This window comes from Laedolimicola ammoniilytica (assembly GCF_025567165.1).
GTDB lineage: Bacteria > Bacillota > Clostridia > Lachnospirales > Lachnospiraceae > Laedolimicola > Laedolimicola ammoniilytica.
In genome coordinates this window covers 18,060-34,224 of record NZ_JAOQKC010000004.1, presented here as the reverse complement: position 1 = coordinate 34,224, position 16,165 = coordinate 18,060, and the positions used below count along the sequence as shown (strand labels likewise).

General features: G+C 52.6%; 17 protein-coding genes. 1 reads left to right on the top strand and 16 read right to left on the bottom strand.

Annotation, left to right across the window (positions count from 1 at the left end; all coding sequences use genetic code 11):
* The 9 genes from OCV63_RS03875 to OCV63_RS03835 all read right to left on the bottom strand — a co-directional run.
* Positions 1-913: DgaE family pyridoxal phosphate-dependent ammonia lyase (locus tag OCV63_RS03875; RefSeq protein WP_158362451.1), on the bottom strand; the 913-nt coding region annotated here is incomplete at its 3' end.
* A gap of 125 nt (positions 914-1,038) precedes the next feature.
* Positions 1,039-1,692 carry a DUF4310 family protein gene (locus OCV63_RS03870; protein WP_158362136.1) on the bottom strand — a complete coding sequence of 218 codons (654 nt, stop codon included), beginning with the start codon at positions 1,690-1,692 and terminating at the stop codon, positions 1,039-1,041.
* An 18-nt stretch (positions 1,693-1,710) separates the two neighbouring features.
* A complete protein-coding gene (locus tag OCV63_RS03865; RefSeq protein ID WP_158362134.1) occupies positions 1,711-2,421 on the bottom strand; it encodes a DUF4311 domain-containing protein in 711 nt (236 codons plus the stop codon).
* 1 nt (position 2,422) lies between these two features.
* Positions 2,423-2,758, bottom strand: a complete 336-nt coding sequence (locus tag OCV63_RS03860) for a DUF4312 family protein (RefSeq protein ID WP_158362132.1) — start codon at positions 2,756-2,758, stop codon at positions 2,423-2,425.
* Between the two features lie 2 nt (positions 2,759-2,760).
* Positions 2,761-3,126, bottom strand: a complete 366-nt coding sequence (locus tag OCV63_RS03855) for an SFCGS family glycine-rich protein (protein ID WP_158362130.1) — start codon at positions 3,124-3,126, stop codon at positions 2,761-2,763.
* A gap of 27 nt (positions 3,127-3,153) precedes the next feature.
* Positions 3,154-3,519 carry a PRD domain-containing protein gene (locus OCV63_RS03850; protein WP_158362129.1) on the bottom strand — a complete coding sequence of 122 codons (366 nt, stop codon included), beginning with the start codon at positions 3,517-3,519 and terminating at the stop codon, positions 3,154-3,156.
* Positions 3,485-4,624 carry an amidohydrolase/deacetylase family metallohydrolase gene (locus OCV63_RS03845; protein WP_158362127.1) on the bottom strand — a complete coding sequence of 380 codons (1,140 nt, stop codon included), beginning with the start codon at positions 4,622-4,624 and terminating at the stop codon, positions 3,485-3,487. Before OCV63_RS03845 ends, OCV63_RS03850 begins: the two co-directional genes overlap by 35 nt.
* A 2-nt stretch (positions 4,625-4,626) precedes the next feature.
* Entirely contained in the window at positions 4,627-6,534 is a 1,908-nt protein-coding gene (locus OCV63_RS03840; RefSeq protein WP_158362125.1) for a BglG family transcription antiterminator, read from the bottom strand.
* Between the two features lies 1 nt (position 6,535).
* Positions 6,536-7,414, bottom strand: coding sequence for an HAD family hydrolase (locus OCV63_RS03835; RefSeq protein WP_158362123.1), 879 nt, complete (start codon positions 7,412-7,414; stop codon positions 6,536-6,538).
* Positions 7,415-7,619: 205 nt separating this feature from the next.
* On the opposite strand from OCV63_RS03835, the gene sigG reads away from it, so the two are divergent.
* On the top strand, positions 7,620-8,399 hold the full coding sequence (gene sigG, locus OCV63_RS03830) for an RNA polymerase sporulation sigma factor SigG (RefSeq protein ID WP_158362121.1): 780 nt from the start codon (positions 7,620-7,622) through the stop codon (positions 8,397-8,399).
* A gap of 1 nt (position 8,400) precedes the next feature.
* Here the strand turns inward: sigG and sigE are convergent, their stop codons facing one another.
* The 7 genes from sigE to OCV63_RS03795 form a co-directional block, all read right to left on the bottom strand.
* Positions 8,401-9,141 carry an RNA polymerase sporulation sigma factor SigE gene (gene sigE / locus OCV63_RS03825; RefSeq protein WP_158362119.1) on the bottom strand — a complete coding sequence of 247 codons (741 nt, stop codon included), beginning with the start codon at positions 9,139-9,141 and terminating at the stop codon, positions 8,401-8,403.
* Positions 9,056-9,979 (bottom strand): sigma-E processing peptidase SpoIIGA, encoded by a 924-nt coding sequence (locus OCV63_RS03820; protein WP_158362117.1) that lies wholly within the window; start codon positions 9,977-9,979, stop codon positions 9,056-9,058. Before OCV63_RS03820 ends, sigE begins: the two co-directional genes overlap by 86 nt.
* Before the next feature lie 331 nt (positions 9,980-10,310).
* Positions 10,311-11,459, bottom strand: a complete 1,149-nt coding sequence (locus tag OCV63_RS03815; RefSeq protein ID WP_158362115.1) for a PP-loop family protein — start codon at positions 11,457-11,459, stop codon at positions 10,311-10,313.
* A gap of 82 nt (positions 11,460-11,541) precedes the next feature.
* Positions 11,542-12,711: a cell division protein FtsZ gene (ftsZ, locus tag OCV63_RS03810; RefSeq protein ID WP_158362114.1), complete on the bottom strand. Its 1,170-nt coding sequence runs from the start codon at positions 12,709-12,711 to the stop codon at positions 11,542-11,544.
* A gap of 196 nt (positions 12,712-12,907) precedes the next feature.
* Positions 12,908-13,672 (bottom strand): cell division protein FtsQ/DivIB, encoded by a 765-nt coding sequence (locus OCV63_RS03805; RefSeq protein WP_158362112.1) that lies wholly within the window; start codon positions 13,670-13,672, stop codon positions 12,908-12,910.
* A 29-nt stretch (positions 13,673-13,701) separates the two neighbouring features.
* Positions 13,702-14,943 carry a UDP-N-acetylglucosamine 1-carboxyvinyltransferase gene (murA, locus tag OCV63_RS03800; RefSeq protein WP_158362110.1) on the bottom strand — a complete coding sequence of 414 codons (1,242 nt, stop codon included), beginning with the start codon at positions 14,941-14,943 and terminating at the stop codon, positions 13,702-13,704.
* Positions 14,944-14,971: 28 nt separating this feature from the next.
* Positions 14,972-16,102 (bottom strand): FtsW/RodA/SpoVE family cell cycle protein, encoded by a 1,131-nt coding sequence (locus tag OCV63_RS03795; RefSeq protein ID WP_158362104.1) that lies wholly within the window; start codon positions 16,100-16,102, stop codon positions 14,972-14,974.
* Positions 16,103-16,165 lie beyond the last annotated feature (63 nt).

Below are 16,165 nucleotides of genomic sequence, written 5' to 3'. Positions count from 1 at the left end.
GCGCACGGAAAATCGCCCGTCCGGCCTCGTCCTGAATCTTCTGTGCCTTCAGGTTCGGGATCTGGTTGATCTCGTCCACCAGCCAATCCACAATCTTGACATTCTTTTCTACTTCAGCTTTCTTGTCCTTGTTCTCATACTGCTCCAGAGCTGCCAGCAGTCCCATGATGGCCTCTTTTCCCACCTTCATGGCACGTCCTACACCGTGATACTGCTTTTTAATATAGGAAATGAGCTCTTTCTTACCGGTGACAAAGCCAGATGTGGTCGCTTCCAGAGCCTTGGCACCGCTGTAGCATACCAGGTCGGCGCCCATGGCGATGTACTTGCGGAAATCTTCTTCTGCAGCCGCGTCTACCATCAGCGGCAGATTGTGACGATGGGCAATGTCGATCATGGTCGGCAGATCCAGCATACCCTTCTGTACGCAGTGATGGCTCTTTACATAGAGCAGCGCAACCGTCTTCTCATTGATTAACTCTTCCACATCTTCTACGACTACTTCCGTCGCGCAGCCCGCCTCCACGGGCACGCCGCCGCCCAGACGCAGCATGGTCTCGATGGGAGCGTTAAAATTGATGGCATGACCCTTCTGAAGGATAATCTCATTGGCCAGTCCGGTGGAATCCGGCAGACGATCCATGATCGTCTTCTTTCCCTTGGAAATCATTCCTGCTACAGAAAGGGCAATGGCCGCGGACGCGCATACGGTGGGGCAGCTGTCCTCTCCGCCGGTGTACCGGGAAATAATCTCTCCGGCTTTGTCAAGTAAATCTTCTACTACTACATAAGACTGTCCGCCCGCTACGGCTGCCTTTGCCACCTTGTCGCTGATGGTGGAGACGCCCAGCACCGTCATGCGGCCGCTGGCATTGATCACGCGCGGAAGTCCGATTTCTTCATAAACTGTCATTTTTCTCTCCTCCCGAATCTGCGACGTTTTTCTTTCCCGCCCCAGTCCGGATTTCATTTCGCACTTTCTGTCAAGTTTAAATCCAGGCGCAGGAGCTTTTTGCTCCTGCACCCGTATGTTTTTTATTAATGAATAAAGATACCGCCCAGAATCATAGCGCCCAGGATGGCACCACCGGTCATCTCCTTGCCCCACTTATAGAAGATAGCGGAGCCGATGATAGCGCCCAGACCTGCGTATACATTGTAGCTGGTAGCTGCCAGTACAATCAACGGAGCCAAGTAACGTCCTGTGGCGTTTCCTGCGCCCATCATAACGGAAGTTCCGCCTACTGCTACGCCTTCCGGCATCAGCTTACGAACCAGCATAACGATTCCGCCAATCACCAGACCGATGATAGCTCCTGTAATCAGCGCGGTAAAGAAGTTGGTGAACGGCAGCTTCCATCCCATGGAAAGGAACAGAGCCGGCAGACCGATACCTACACCAGTCTGCAGAGAGCCACCGATATCCATCAGACCTACCAGGGGGCCTTCCAGGATACGTGCAATCAGGAAGCCTGCGGCAAATGCTGCAGCCGCTGCGTAATCTCCTGTGTCAATACCGTCTCTCAGCATAGCTACGATTGAAATATCATTGAATGCGCCTGTACCGAAGCTGATGTACATATATGTTCCGGCAAAAATTGCTGCGGCAGCTCCGATTACCAGAAGGATAAAGGTGCTGTCCTTCATCAGAAATTCGTCCATTTTCTGACCAAATGTTCTCTTGTCTTCCATCTTTCTCTTCCTCCCTAATTAAAACTTGCCAAAGAAGCCTCTGAAGTATGCAATGGCAACGAACAGAATTACAACGATGGCGATCAGAATCTGAACAACCTTGCTCTTGTAACCGTTCTCCTCAGCAGACTTACCGATCAGGATACCAAGTACAACACCGGGAGTTGCATTTCCGGTAATCAGCGCGGATACGCCGCCCAGAACAGTACCCCACATACCTGTGGTCTTACCGGCGTCAATGGCTGCCAGCCAGAAGATTGCAGGCATGACCGGATTAATCAGCCAGGTGGTAGCCGGTCCAAGTACCTCGGAAGCGATCAGGGAAAGCTTCTCCGGGATAATACTTGCCATCGTGTTCAGGAAAATAACAACCAGACCGCCGACAACGGAACCGGCCATCATCATCTTGCGCGGATTCTGAACGGTCTCTTCTACCTTGTTGTTTTTAACAAGCAGGGCAGCGGCACTCCAGTTCGGCACGATACGGTGCATAACATCCTGTGTCAGGGAACCTGCTGCTACTGCGGAAGCTGCAGCTGAGAAGAAAAATCCCAGACCAAAGGAAAAATGTGCAATCGGATCACCGTTGCAGGCATTCAACTCACCTAAGGTACGGAACGCACCCATGGACTGAATCTCCGGTGCATGGAACATACGGGCCGCACCCGCTGCGATGCATCCGCCACCGATGATACCGATGATTGCGGAATAAATGATAATCTGTAACATGTTAAAAATCCTCCTTCGTGATTTTAAGATATTTCACTCTTACCACAATCCTCGCGGTAATGGTAAAAGTCATCTTTTCTCTCGGCATGAAAAGAAACATAAAACGCTCGGTCTCTTTTTGAACCTGTACCTCATCGAAGTACACTTCTTTTGCTTCCATCTGAACGATGGGATAGGATATCTCCTGGAAAATCTGCTTACGCATCAGCTGAAACAGATTGCCTACCGCATTTTCCAGGGAGCCGCCGGTCATGGTGAGGATCATCTCATGATCCATCTCCTCCAAAAGCTGTTTTCCATTAAAGGTATCGATTCGTTCTGCATTCTTTCCAAACATTTTTACTCTTCTCCGTGTACTTCACGCCATGCCTGTACGACACGCTCACCCAGTTCCTCTGTGTCCATAAAACCAAGTCCGACTGCCTGGCAGCCTTCCTTCACTGCTGTGCATGCAGCCTCTACGGAACGAAGAGAGTATTTTGCCTTGTAGCCGTACTTGTTCTGAGCTGTCAGAGCGCCTGCTCCGCCGCTTCCGCAGAAGCTGATACCCAGATCCGCGTTGTTTTCCTTCATCACATCGCCAAGCTTCATATCTGCTGCCATGCCCGGGATTACAATCGCCTTACCTCCGGCCTTCTCTACGCCTCTTGCTACCGCCTGACCTTTGCCCATGCGGTGGCCGATTACAACTAATACTTCTTTCATCGAGTGTTTCCTCCTTCTCCTGTTTCTTTATTGAACGGCTGACGCCGATGCAATCGCCATCTCCATGTGGGTTCCCACAAGGAATACTTCGCTTTTGTCAATGGGCACGCCATGGGCCTCGAAAAGCGGGTCTACAATCATGTGGGCATATTTCCATGCCTCTTCGGATACCTCGTTCATCATTTCCTCCTCAATCGGATCCACGAAATGTCCCGTATAAATACGCTTGATCAGCGCCACCAGGTGGTTGCTGAGCATAGCGTCGGCGTCATCACTTAAGGTAAGCGGCAGATTTTTGATTCTCTCCTTTGCCGCTTCGTACTCCCGGATAGTTTTCTCGCGATGCTCCGCGTCAATTTCATTCATTTCCAATGCTTTTTCTAAATACTTCACTTTGCTCTCCCTTACTGTAAATGGTTTTTCTTACTGTAATTTTATTCTTGAGGATGATGGTATCGCCGATGGAATCCGCAATTTCCTCCTCGCAGGCGTCCAGGGTCAGAAGATTCAGATCTGCCGTGCAGCCCTCCTTTAATTCTCCCAGACCTGTCAGGCCAAAGTGCTTAGCCGGTACGTAAGTAACCTTATGCACCACCTGATCCAGGCTCTCGCCGCAGTTGATGAGCTTGCTCATAACGCTGGCGATATTGTATACCGGTCCATTGTAGTTCTCTACATGCAGATCTGTGGAGATCATATCACAGTCAAAATTGTCAAGCAGCGCCTGCTTGTATACACGGAGGCTGAAGCTTGCCACGCCGTGTCCCACGTCGAAACGCACGCCTCTGGCTCTGGCGTCCTTCGCCTCCTGGATGATTTCGCCCTCTTCGGTCAGGATGCCGCCCTTCTTACCATGGTAAGCATGGGTGATGATATCGCCCTCGTCCACCAGCTTCAGTACATCCGTCAGCGCGGGCGGATAATTGCCCACATGAATCATCAGCGGCTTCTCGATCTCATGGGCGATCCGGGCAGCCTCCGCGATGGGGGTAAGCCCCATCTCTCCCACAACGCTCTGGCTGGCTCTGGCCTTCAGGCCTACGATGTTGTCACTGTACTTTTCTGCTGTGGCCTTTACCTTTGCCTCGTCCAGCTTGTCCATGCTGTCCAGTTCATGGCCGCGGATCAGTCCCTCTTTGGATACATTTAACAGGGTAAATACCTTGGTCTTTGCCTTATCAATGTAATTGGCACGGAAGTCCTCATAGTTGTCGGCTCCGCTGCTTCCCGCGTCCAGAATAGCGGTGGCGCCCCGCTCCAGGCCCAGCACATCCGGGTCAAGACCCAAAAATGCCTTCGGATAGCAGTGCGTATGGATATCGATGAAGCCAGGCGTCACGATAGCGCCTTCTGCGTCGATGACTTTCTCTGCTTCCACATCCAGATTGTCACCAATTTTCTCGATTTTTCCGTTTTTCACGAAAATATCTTTTTTGTCTCTCCGATAGCCGTTTGCTGGGGCAAGCAGCTGTCCGTTTTTGATTAACAGGCTTTTCATGTCTATTCCTCCTCTATGATATACAGAAAGAACGCGGTTCTCTCTGAAATGGGTATCCTTACCTGCAGCGTATTTTCCGCCATTTCGAAGAATTTTTCCATAATCAGGAACACATCCGGATATTCCTTTTTCACCCGGTAATACTCCTGGTTAAATTCGCCGGTGGGATCCTCGGTGACCTCCCCGGACAGCCAGCGCTTCACCGCCATACTCATATGAATCACCAGACCCAGCATGGCGTCCCGGCTTATGCGAATCTGAGGCGGAAGCTTGGCCACATACTCCAGAAGCGCCAGAATCAGATTGCTCATGGTTCCAGCCGCCTCGGCCAGATTTTCACCGGAATTCTTCTGGCTCAGCTGCGCCGATACCGTAATATCCGGTTTGGCCTGGAACGACGCCTCATTCTTCTGCTTCATCGGAATGTCGTCCACCAGCTTGCCGTATTTCAGGAAATCCTGGATTCTCTGAATGTCCTCCGCCAGCAGCACGCCGGATATCTTCACCACCGGCACCACGCTGTTTTCCAACGGAATCGTGGAAATGGCAAAATCCACGCCCTTCAGATCACTGGCCTTTAAAAGCTGATAGGGGGAAACCTGTCCCACCACATTCAGCATCGGGAATACATGCTTGATACGGAGCGTCAGGAAATGGGACAGGCCCTTACCGGTGGCGCAGACCACCATGACATTTTTCCGTTCGCTCTCCGCCTGGATTCCATTTTTATATAAGTAAACTGCCAGATAGCAGATTTCCATCACGCCGAGCTTCTGCCCGATCTCGTCCTCGATAATTTCCGCAAGCTTCTCTGCCAGCTGGAAATAGGAATAATAGTATTCCTGAATCTCCTGGAGCACATAGGCATTCTCTTCTTCCTGCCGGTCTGATCCACTCATGGTCAAGTAATTTTTCAGGTGCTCCTCCAAGTCCCGCCGGAGGCTCTGAAGCTCGAAGCTTTCTCGCTCTTCCCCGTTTTCCAGATAAGACATGATCCGTCTCATGATGCGTTTCAGAATCTCGTCCTTGACCCGATAGCCCTCGGTGCTGATTTCATAATCACGAAGAACTTCCTGAAGCCACGAAAGCTCCCGGGCTGTCTCCCTGGTCTTCTCCTCCGCCGAGAGCTCCCGCAGAAGCTCGGACGCGTAGGCCTCCTGCTCTTCCGGCTTTTCTCCAGTGCTTTCCAGCACCGGGAGGCGCACATGCCGTGCGATGCAGTAGCTCATCAGATTCAGGTAAGCGGTATTGGAAATCCAGATATTATACTTTCCGTTCACCTGACGGATACTGCGGCTGATATCCCGGATATTTTGGATACTGATTTTGCTTTTCAGCTCTTCAGGCAGAAGCAGGAACCAGTCGTCCGCCGTATAGCTGCCCTGGAACCGGGCCGCCAGAAGCTCCACGGCCTTTTTCCGGAGTGTCAGCTCGTCACCCTTCAGGCGGTAACCCTGGGCCTTTCGGATCTCCAGGGTAAAGCTGTTGCCGAAATATTCCTCCAGCCGTCCCAGTCCCCGGGTCAGCGTGGACTTGGAAGCCAGATACACCTCGGCCAGCTTCTCGGCTGTCACATAGCCCTTCTGCACAAACAGGTAAAAGAAGAGGCTTGTGAACCGCTTTTCTTCCTCACCGTCCACGAAGCTGCTTTTTCCTCCGCTGTCCCACTGTACCAGCAGTGCCGAGCATTCCGGCTTCTGGGCTGCCGGGATGAAATACCCCTTCTTCGTCAGGTAGCCAATCTCAATTCCGTATTCTTGGCAGATGCGTTTCAAATCCTGTATGTCATAGCGGATGGTCCGCTCGCTTTTTTGCAGCTTTTCTTTTAATAGATTGATATCCAGCGGCACGCCGGATGTCATCAGCAGTCTGAAAATCTCAATCTGTCTCGGTTTCGGCGTATCTTTCATGTCATATAACTCCGTATTTCTCAAGCGCTGCCGCGATTCCGTCTTCGTTGTTGGTTGCTGTCACGTCAAAGGCATGCTCCTTCACGTAATCCGCCGCATTGCCAACAGCGATCCCGTATTTTACTGTGCGGAACATATCCACGTCATTCTCGCCATCGCCAAAGGCCATGACCTCTTCAGGCCGGATCCCCGCCGCCTCCATCAGGCGCTTCAGGGTCTGTCCCTTAGTGATCCCCTTCGGGGAAATCTCAATGAGCCTGGGGCCTGTCCGCACGAATTCATATTGTCCGGTAAATTCTTTTTCAAAGAACTGATATAACTCGTGAATCCGACCCTCCCGGTCTGTAGCGTTCATCTTATTGAGTTTCATCGGAAGTTCTTCCATTGTACAAATCTCAATCTGCCTCGGATAGCTGTTGATATTCTCCCCTATCCATCCCCATGCTCCTGCCACCAGCGGATAGTCGTCCGGATATCCTTTTTTCTGACGTTCCTGTTCTTTTAGAGGGCGCTGCCAGTCTGGAATCCAGTAGTAGACGCCGTCGTCCTCGTAACCCTGAATCTCCACTTCCCATTTCTGCAAAATGGGAAAGAGACGTTCGACATCCTTCTGTCCCAGATACGCTAGCTTATGCCGCCCTCCCGGAGTCATATCGTTGACAGTCAGTCCGTTATTCTCTATCAGGCAGCCTCCATACTCCCGAAGCTTAAGCTCCTTTGCGTAAGGCATTTGGCGGACATAACTCCTGCCGCTGGCCAGAATCAGTCGGATTCCTTTCTCCTGGCAGGCCATCAGGGCTTTCTTTGTCCGCTCGGTGATCTCATCTCTGCTGTTCAGCAGCGTGCCATCCATATCTGTCACAATCCATTTTACATCCACTTAACCATCCCCTTACTTGCTGTTAGCATATCATACTTTGTTCTGTTTCTAGCCACTATTTCTTTGCAATTTTTTATGTATACATTGCAAAATTGAATCTGTTTTGTCAAGGCCTTATATTTTTTTTATTTCAGAAAATTGCGCATAGAAACCTTTCTTTGGGAAATCTTGTGAATATCAAGGATTTACAGGAGGCATTTACCAGATGGCACTGAATAAAGTAGAAATATGCGGCGTAAATACAGCGAAGCTGCCGATTTTGAATCAGGAAGAAAAGGATGCTCTGTGGGAACGGATTATGGCGGGTGACGCCGACGCACGGGAGCTCTATATCAAGGGAAATCTCCGCCTGGTTTTAAGCGTAATCAAGCGCTTTTCCGGAAGTTCCGAAAATGCCGACGATCTCTTCCAGATCGGCTGCATCGGCCTGATGAAGGCCATCGACAATTTCGACAGCACTCTGGGCGTTAAGTTTTCCACCTATGCGGTGCCTATGATTGCCGGCGAAATCCGCCGCTATCTCCGGGATAATAACAGCATCCGGGTCAGCCGCTCCCTTCGGGATACTGCCTACAAAGCCATTTACGCCAAAGAAAATCTGACCCGGCAGTTCGCCAGAGAACCACTTTTAAGCGAGATCGCGGCGGAAATCGGAATCCCCGGCGAGGACATTGTCTTCGCTCTGGACGCCATTCAGAGCCCGATGAGTCTCTATGAACCGGTCTACACCGAGGGCGGCGACACCCTCTATGTGATGGATCAGATTAGCGACAAGAAAAACAGGGAGGAGCTCTGGGTGGAGGAGCTCTCCCTGAATGAAGCCATGAAAAAGCTGTCGGAGCGCGAGCACTATATCATTGAGCTCCGCTTCTTTCAGGGCAAGACCCAGATGGAGGTGGCAGACGAAATCGGCATCTCCCAGGCCCAGGTCAGCCGTCTGGAAAAGAACGCGCTCCGGTGTATGCAGAATTACCTGGAGCTCTGACTCACTCGTATTTCATGATTTCCTTTTTCAGGCGCCGGATGATCTTTTTCTCCAGCCTGGAAATGTAGGACTGGGAGATTCCCAGGAGATCGGCCACCTCCTTCTGGGTCATCTCCTCGCCGTGGGGATTTTTAAGGCCAAAGCGCAGCTCCACGATGGTCCGTTCCCGCTCCGACAGGGTCTCAATGGCCTTGTCAAGCAGTTTTCGCTCCATCTCGGTCTCGATGTCCCGGTAAATGATGTCTTCGTCGGTGCCGAGAATGTCTGACAGCAACAGCTCATTGCCATCCCAGTCCACGTTCAGGGGCTCGTCGATGGAGACCTCCAGGCGGGTCTTGTTGTTGCGGCGCAGATACATCAGGATCTCATTTTCGATACAACGGGAGGCGTAGGTGGCCAGCTTGATGTTTTTCCCGCTGTTGAAGGTGTTGATGGCCTTGATAAGGCCGATGGTCCCGATGGATATCAGATCCTCCACACCCACGCCGGTGTTGTCGAATTTTTTCGCGATGTAGACCACCAGACGCAGGTTGTGCTCTATTAAAAGGGAACGGGCTTCTCCGCCCTCCTCGGTTCCCAGCCGCGCGATGGCCCGGGCCTCGTCCTCCGCGTTCAGGGGCGCCGGAAGCACCTCCGCTCCGCCGATATAATGAATCTCATTTTTCTTTCCCACAAAAAGTGTCGAAAAGCTCGGGATCAGCTTTAACTGAACCTGATTTGGAATTGCCACTTTGATTAGCATCGAATCTCGTTCCTCCCACTCTCATTTCCGCTCCCGCGCGGGCAGAGCTTTCCGCCAGCGCCGGATGCAGAATCATACTGTAATTTTCGGTAGAAGAAAGTGGTTCTTTGGTAACGCCAAGCAATGGCTTTTCCGTGCGACGCTTCACGCCGTCTCCCGTCTCGACCTCCAGTTCGTCCGCGTAAAAGGCCGGGAGATATCCGTTCTTTCGGCCCACGCTATGGTAGGGAATCGGGTACCAGACCGGCTCCGTCCCTCCAAGGAGCCTGTCTTTCAGATTCTCTGTGAGGATGCTCACAGGCTTTCCGAAGACCGGATCCGTAAGACGGTTGCCCGTGTCCAGAAGGGCCCGGACGGTGCAGGTGTTTTTCCCGTATCGAATGGTGACGGAGCGGATGTCCTGTTCCTGTTCCCGCTGCCGGAAGATGCCTTTTTGCAGCAGCTTTAGAAGTTCATAGCTTACAAGCGTGAAGAACAGGAACGGATAGACCGGAAATGCGACTGCGCCCCGAAGCCATCCAAAGAGGCCGCCCAGTAAAAAGCCGTTCAGATAAAGCAAGAATACGGCTTTCCCGTACAGGGGCCTTTCGCTCCCCGGAAGGCTCAGGAAGACCATCCCGGGCGCTATGGCTCCGTACAGGATCAGTTTTCCTGTGATGCTGTCCTGCCCACCCGCCAGGTAGACGAGACAGACCGCCAGGCTTCCGCTTCCCGCCGCCAGAATCCTTTTCACCGTCGGGATCCGGATTTTCAGGATCCGACCCGTGACCGTCAGCAGCAGATAATCCGTCAGCAGATTTTCCAGGAAAAACACGTCTATGTACAGCGTGTAGTACACGGCCCACCTTCTTTCTGTTCTTCATTATAGGGAAGGTGGACTGCGAAATTTGTAACTATGTGGAAGATGGGGGATAGATTTATCGGACAGGATTCGACAGGGTTAACAGACGAAGATAGAAAAATTCCCCTCTCACCGGGACGCATTGTTTTCCTGCTTTCGTTCGCGCGGCTTATTCGCGCCTGACCGCCAAACTCGGCCCTAAAGGGCCTCAGACAGTGGCTCCTTCAGGCGCTGCCAGCGCAAACGAAAGCTGCGGAAAACAAGCTAACCCCGGTGAGAGGGGAATTTTTCTATCTTCTGTTGGTTTAAGACGGTTACTATGTTCCGTCTATCGCTCATTGTAATCGTCTAAGAAGTTATACACTTCATCATCTTTATGGTACCCGATGACCGTCCGCAGGTTGATGTTGTGGACGCTCTGGAAGATGTTGGACTCGATGACGTCGCTGGTGGCGCGGAACTGTTTCATCAGTTCCTTCATCTCGTCGCGCTTGGAGCCACGCTCGCCGCCGCAGGTGGCGCAGTTCTCAGTGAAGCGGCAGGCGCACTGGATGAAATGGAGCTTGTGATAGTCGCGCCAGCCCTTGATGTCCTCTTCCTTGATCTTGTACATGGGTCGGATCAGCTCCATGCCCTCAAAGTTCTTGCTGTGGAGCTTCGGCATCATAGTCTCGATCTTGCCGCTGTAGAGCATGCCCATCAGGATGGTCTCTACCACGTCGTCAAAATGGTGTCCCAGGGCGATCTTATTGCAGCCAAGGGCCTTGGCTTCGGCGTAGAGGTTGCCCCGGCGCATGCGGGCGCAGAGGTAGCAGGGATTGCGGTCTACACCGGCCACGATGTCGAAAATCTCACTCTCAAAGACCGTCAGCGGGATTCCAAGTACTTTTGCGTTGTCTTGGATGATTTTCCAGTTGTCCGCGTTATAGCCCGGATTCATCACCAGGAATACCAGTTCAAAGGGATATTTGCCGTGGCGCTGCAGCTCCTGCATGAGCTTGGCCATCAGCATGGAATCCTTGCCACCGGAGATACAGACCGCGATCTTGTCCCCGGCCTGAATCAGGTCGTAGTCGGTAATGGCCTGGGTGAATTTTCGCCAGATGGGTTTCCGGAATTTCTTAATGATGCTGCGCTCGATTTCCGCAGTCTTTTCCTTGCGGGCGTCCTCTTCCTGCACAAAGCTGGTCAGCTGTATGCGAAGGTAGGCGCGGTAGCCGCCCTCCACATTCCAGGCGTCATAGCCCTGATGCTCCAGGTAATCCACATATTCCATGCTGCGCTCGCCAGTGTGGCAGAGCAGATAGACCGGTTTTTCCTTCGGGATCTCGTCCTTTCGCTCCGGAATCGCCTTCATGGGCATGCTGACAGCCCCTTCAAAGGTGCCTCTCCGATACTCATCCTCCGGCCGCACATCCAGGATGGTCACGGTCTCAGGATTCAGCTTCATCAATTCCTCTACGGTAATGGTATTCATGCTTTCCTCCTCCATTTATGTCTCTCATGGAAAAAGCCGTGGAAGCAAATCGCCACGGCTTTTTGTAGGTCTCTTTATTTATTTATTTATTTCTCTGTAAGAACTCCGGAATCTTAATCTCCGTCTCCGCCACTCTGCTCTCCGGGCGCTTCGGAATATTCAATCCCGGCATGGGCTTAAATACGGGCTGCTCAGTAACGTTCTGTGTGCCACTCTGCGTGGAAGACTCAAAGCTTGTCTTCGGAGCCGCGGACGGCATCTTTCCAAAGCTGCTATTCTTCGGCAGAACCTTGGTGCTGCTGTTCTCATCCAGTCCGGTGGCAATGACAGTGATGGTGGCTTCATCGGTGTATGTATCATCGTACATCGCACCAAAGATGATATTGGCGTCATCGCCTGCCAGCTCCTGTACATAGCTTGCAGCGTCGTTGGCATCCATCAGGGAGATATCTCCGGAAATATTGATAATAACATGGGAAGCACCCACGATCGTAGTCTCCAGAAGAGGGCTGGCCACAGCCTGCTTCACTGCGTCCAGAGCCTTATCGTCGCCCTTGCCGGAACCGATACCAATGTGTGCGATTCCCTTGTCTGTCATAACGGTCTGTACATCCGCAAAGTCCAGATTGATCAGGGCCGGCAGATTGATCAGGTCGGTGATTCCCTGTACTGCCTGCTGCAGTACCTCGTCCGCCTTTTTCAACGCGTCCGGCATGGTGGTACGGCGATCTACGATCTCCAGCAGCTTGTCATTCGGGATCACGATCAGGGTGTCTACGCTCTCCTTCAGCTTCTGAATTCCTTCCAACGCATTCTTCATACGCACTTTATTCTCAAAACGGAAGGGCTTGGTTACGACGCCGACAGTCAGGATTCCCATATCCTTGGCCAGCCGCGCGATGACCGGCGCTCCACCGGTACCGGTGCCGCCGCCCATACCACAGGTTACGAATACCATGTCCGCGCCCTGGATGGCTTCTTTGATCTCCTCAATGCTCTCCTCTGCAGCCTTCTCGCCGATCTCCGGCTTGGCTCCGGCACCCAGTCCCTTGGTCAGCTTCTCGCCGATCTGAATGGCCCGCTCTGCCTTGCAGAACTGCAACGCCTGCTTGTCCGTATTGACCCCGATAAATTCTACTCCTGCGATCTGCTCGTCTATCATCCGGTTTACCGCGTTATTGCCGGCTCCGCCGACTCCAATCACGATAATTCTGGCTGCGGATTCCGCATCATTCATCATAATTTCAAGCAAAATCTTGCCCTCCTGTTTTCCAGTCTATTTTTTATGAAACCACGCCTGCGGGCATGGAACTTCCAATTTTTCTCATACTATACATGATAACTTTTTTCCCGAAATTAATCAACCCTATTTATAACATTTCCAAAATTAATTTTTTCTATACGTCGTCTGTCCGCGCATTCTATGATGAAGGGTCGGGATTTCGCCGTTACTCTGTCGAATCAGCCTTTTCGAAACTGATAAATTTGGAATCTGCAGTATAATTTTCCATGTGCAGGGTACCGGAAAGGCCCTCTAAATCGCTGTAAATATCGTGCAGTCGTCCCATCTTGTTCTCCAGATCGCCGCTGCTTCCCAGGGCCACCTTCACGTCCCCGAAATACAGGGCCAGCGTCAGATCCGTTCCGAACTCGATTTTATCCGGGCTCAGCTCGTATTTTTTCAGCAGCTGGGTGATATTCAGGATACGGCTGAATATTTTATCATCCTCCACAGCCAGCTTCTGGTACATGGCTAGGGAAGTGAACCGGACACCGGAAATGCAGGGAATATTCTCCTTCACATCGACAGAGCTCTCCACCACCACGCCGTCCTTGTCAAAATAAAAATTCGAACCCATATAGGTCACGTAGCCGATGACGCTCTTTTCATAGACCCGGATCTTCACCTTGCCGGGACCCTGGAGGCTCACCTCGATCTTATCGACAAATGGAATCTCCTCTTTATTAAAATACTTGTATTTCAAATAGAGATAGAGCGAATTCTCTGTATACCGATCGGTAATGATCCGTTCCTGAATCTCCCGGGCGCTGTAAAAGCTGTTGCCGGTGATCTCCACTTTCCGGATTTTAAACAGGCTGATGACACCGACAGCCAAAAGGGCCAGTACCAGCAGCACCAAAATTGCTGTCAGCAGACCCTTTCCTCTTCGTTTCCTCACTTTTATTTTTTCACGTTCCCGAAATTTTAACATGCTTTTCACCTGATAAGTCTTTGTTTTGTCTAGTGTATCACAACTCCAAGCCCTTGCAAATCCCTGATTATATTTTCGTAGCCTCTGGCGATAAAGGGGTACTGGGAGATGCGGCTTTCCCCACAGGTCCCGGCCGCTGCGATACAGAGGGCCGCGCCGCCGCGAAGCTCTCTTGCGGCGAGGGACGCTCCCTGCAGTGTCTTTCCCCGAATCCATGCCGTTTCCCCATGAAGGGTGATGTCCGCACCCATTTTCCGAAGCTCTTCCACGATCTTAAAACGAGCTTCAAAGACCCGCTCGGTAATGCGGCTCTCTCCGGGCAGTCCGGCCAGTGCCGCCAGCAGAGGCGACTGCAGATCCGTCGGGAAACCCGGGTAGGGCGCAGTCTCCACTGTGAGACAGCAGGGCTTTCTTCTCTGCCGGGCGAGGGATACCCGGTCTCCTTCGGTTCGTACATCTACACCCATCGATCCAAGCACCGGCCACAGGCTGGTAAGCTGCTCCACCGGCACTTCCCAAAGCCGGATACTGCCGCCTGTGGCTGCCAGCAGAAGCATATAGGTTCCGGCCACGATCCGATCGGGCATCACCGTAAATTCCGTATCGTGAAGCTCCTGCTTTCCTTCTATCACAATGCAGTCTGTCCCCTCGCCCCGGATCCGTGCGCCCGCGCTTCGCAGGAAACGGCAGAGCTCGCCGACCTCCGGCTCCCGGGCCGCGCCGTGGAGGATGGTTTCACCCTCGGCCTTTACGGCCAGCAGGATTACATTTTCCGTCGCGCCCACACTGGGAAAGGGCAGATGAATTTCCGCGCCATGTGGTTTTTGGCAAGTTGCGTGGATTCCATTTTCTTCCAATTCTATTTCCGCGCCCATCTGCCGAAGGGCCGCAATATGGATATCCACAGGCCGTTTTCCGATAACACAGCCGCCCGGATAAGGCAGGCGTACCTCTCCCAGCCGCCCGAGAAGGCTTCCCAGCAGCATGATCGAAGAACGCATTTTCTCCGCATAAGCGCCTTCTGTCTGCAGGGATTTCAGATCCCGGGCGTCCAGAATCACAGTCCCGCGCTCTCTGCGCGCCCGACAGCCGCAGCCCTTTAAGAGCTCCAACATGGCCGCCACGTCCGTGATATCCGGGCAGTTTCTGAGCACTGTCAGGCCCCGGTGCAGCAGAACCGCGGAAAGTATCGGAAGCGCCGCATTTTTTGAGCCCTGAATGCGCGCTTCTCCCTGTAAGGGCCGACCGCCCTCGATATCCAGATAATCCATAAGTCCGCTCCCCGTCTCTGCTATACCATTAACATATGCCGTGCTCCCCGTGGGGGTGACTGCGGGATATATTCAGCGCAAGCCCCATTTCCGACAGAAGAAATAAAACCGAGGTACCGCCATAGCTGACGAAGGGCAGAGTGATGCCTGTGTTCGGAATCGTGTTGGTCACCACGGCGATGTTCAGTATCACCTGAATCAGGATGTGGCCCATGATGCCGGTCACCACCAGGCATCCGAACAAATCCTGCACATGGAGGGCGATGCTGTAGAGCCGCCAGACCAGCAGCACAAAAAGCAACATCAGAAGCACGGCCCCCACCAGGCCGAACTCCTCGCAGACAATGGAAAAGATCATATCGTTCTGGGCCTCAGGCACAAAGCCCAGCTTTTGAAGGCTGCCGCCGAAACCCACGCCGAAGAGCCCGCCGGATCCGATGGCGTAGAGACCCTGCATGGTCTGATAGCCTTTCTCGTAAGCCTCCGGATGCCGCCAGATAGCCAGCCGCTCCAGACGATAGGATTCCAGGCTCAGGAACACGGCCAGAAAGCCTGCGCCGCCCGCGCCAATGAAAACAAACCGGAGATACCCGGGACTGGCCACAAAAATCAGGATCACAGCAATGCCCATAATGATAATCGCGGTACTTAAGTTATTGGTTCCCACCAGGCCCACCAGCGGCAGGGTCGGCAGCATGACGCCCAGCATCTGCCACAGGGTCACGATCTTTTTACCCCGGCCGCTGATGACCCGGGCCAGCAATACGATGACCGCTACCTTGGCGAACTCCGAAGGCTGAAAGGACAGTGGGCCGATGGACAGCCACCGTTTGGATCCGTTATATTCATCGCCGAAGAACAGCACGGCCGCCTGCAGAACCAGGGAAATCAGATAACCCGGGACTGCCAGATTTTTCCACCTTCGAAAGTCGATACAGGATACCGCGTACATGGCCGCCAGCCCCAGGGACGTGGCCAGCAGCTGTTTTTTCAGATAATAAGCCGGGTCAGCGAATTTCACCTGACCGTTCCAGGCGCTGGTGCTGTAAAGCACAACAAGTCCGAATCCCGCCAGAATAAGCACCACCAGGCAGAGCCCGTAATCGGGAGCCCCGTTTCTCTGCTTCTTCTCTTTTCCGGCGGAATCCGGACCTGTCATAATACCTCCGTCCTGAGCCTTTTACACTCTGCTTTACTCACACCTGAATCACTTTCTTACAGC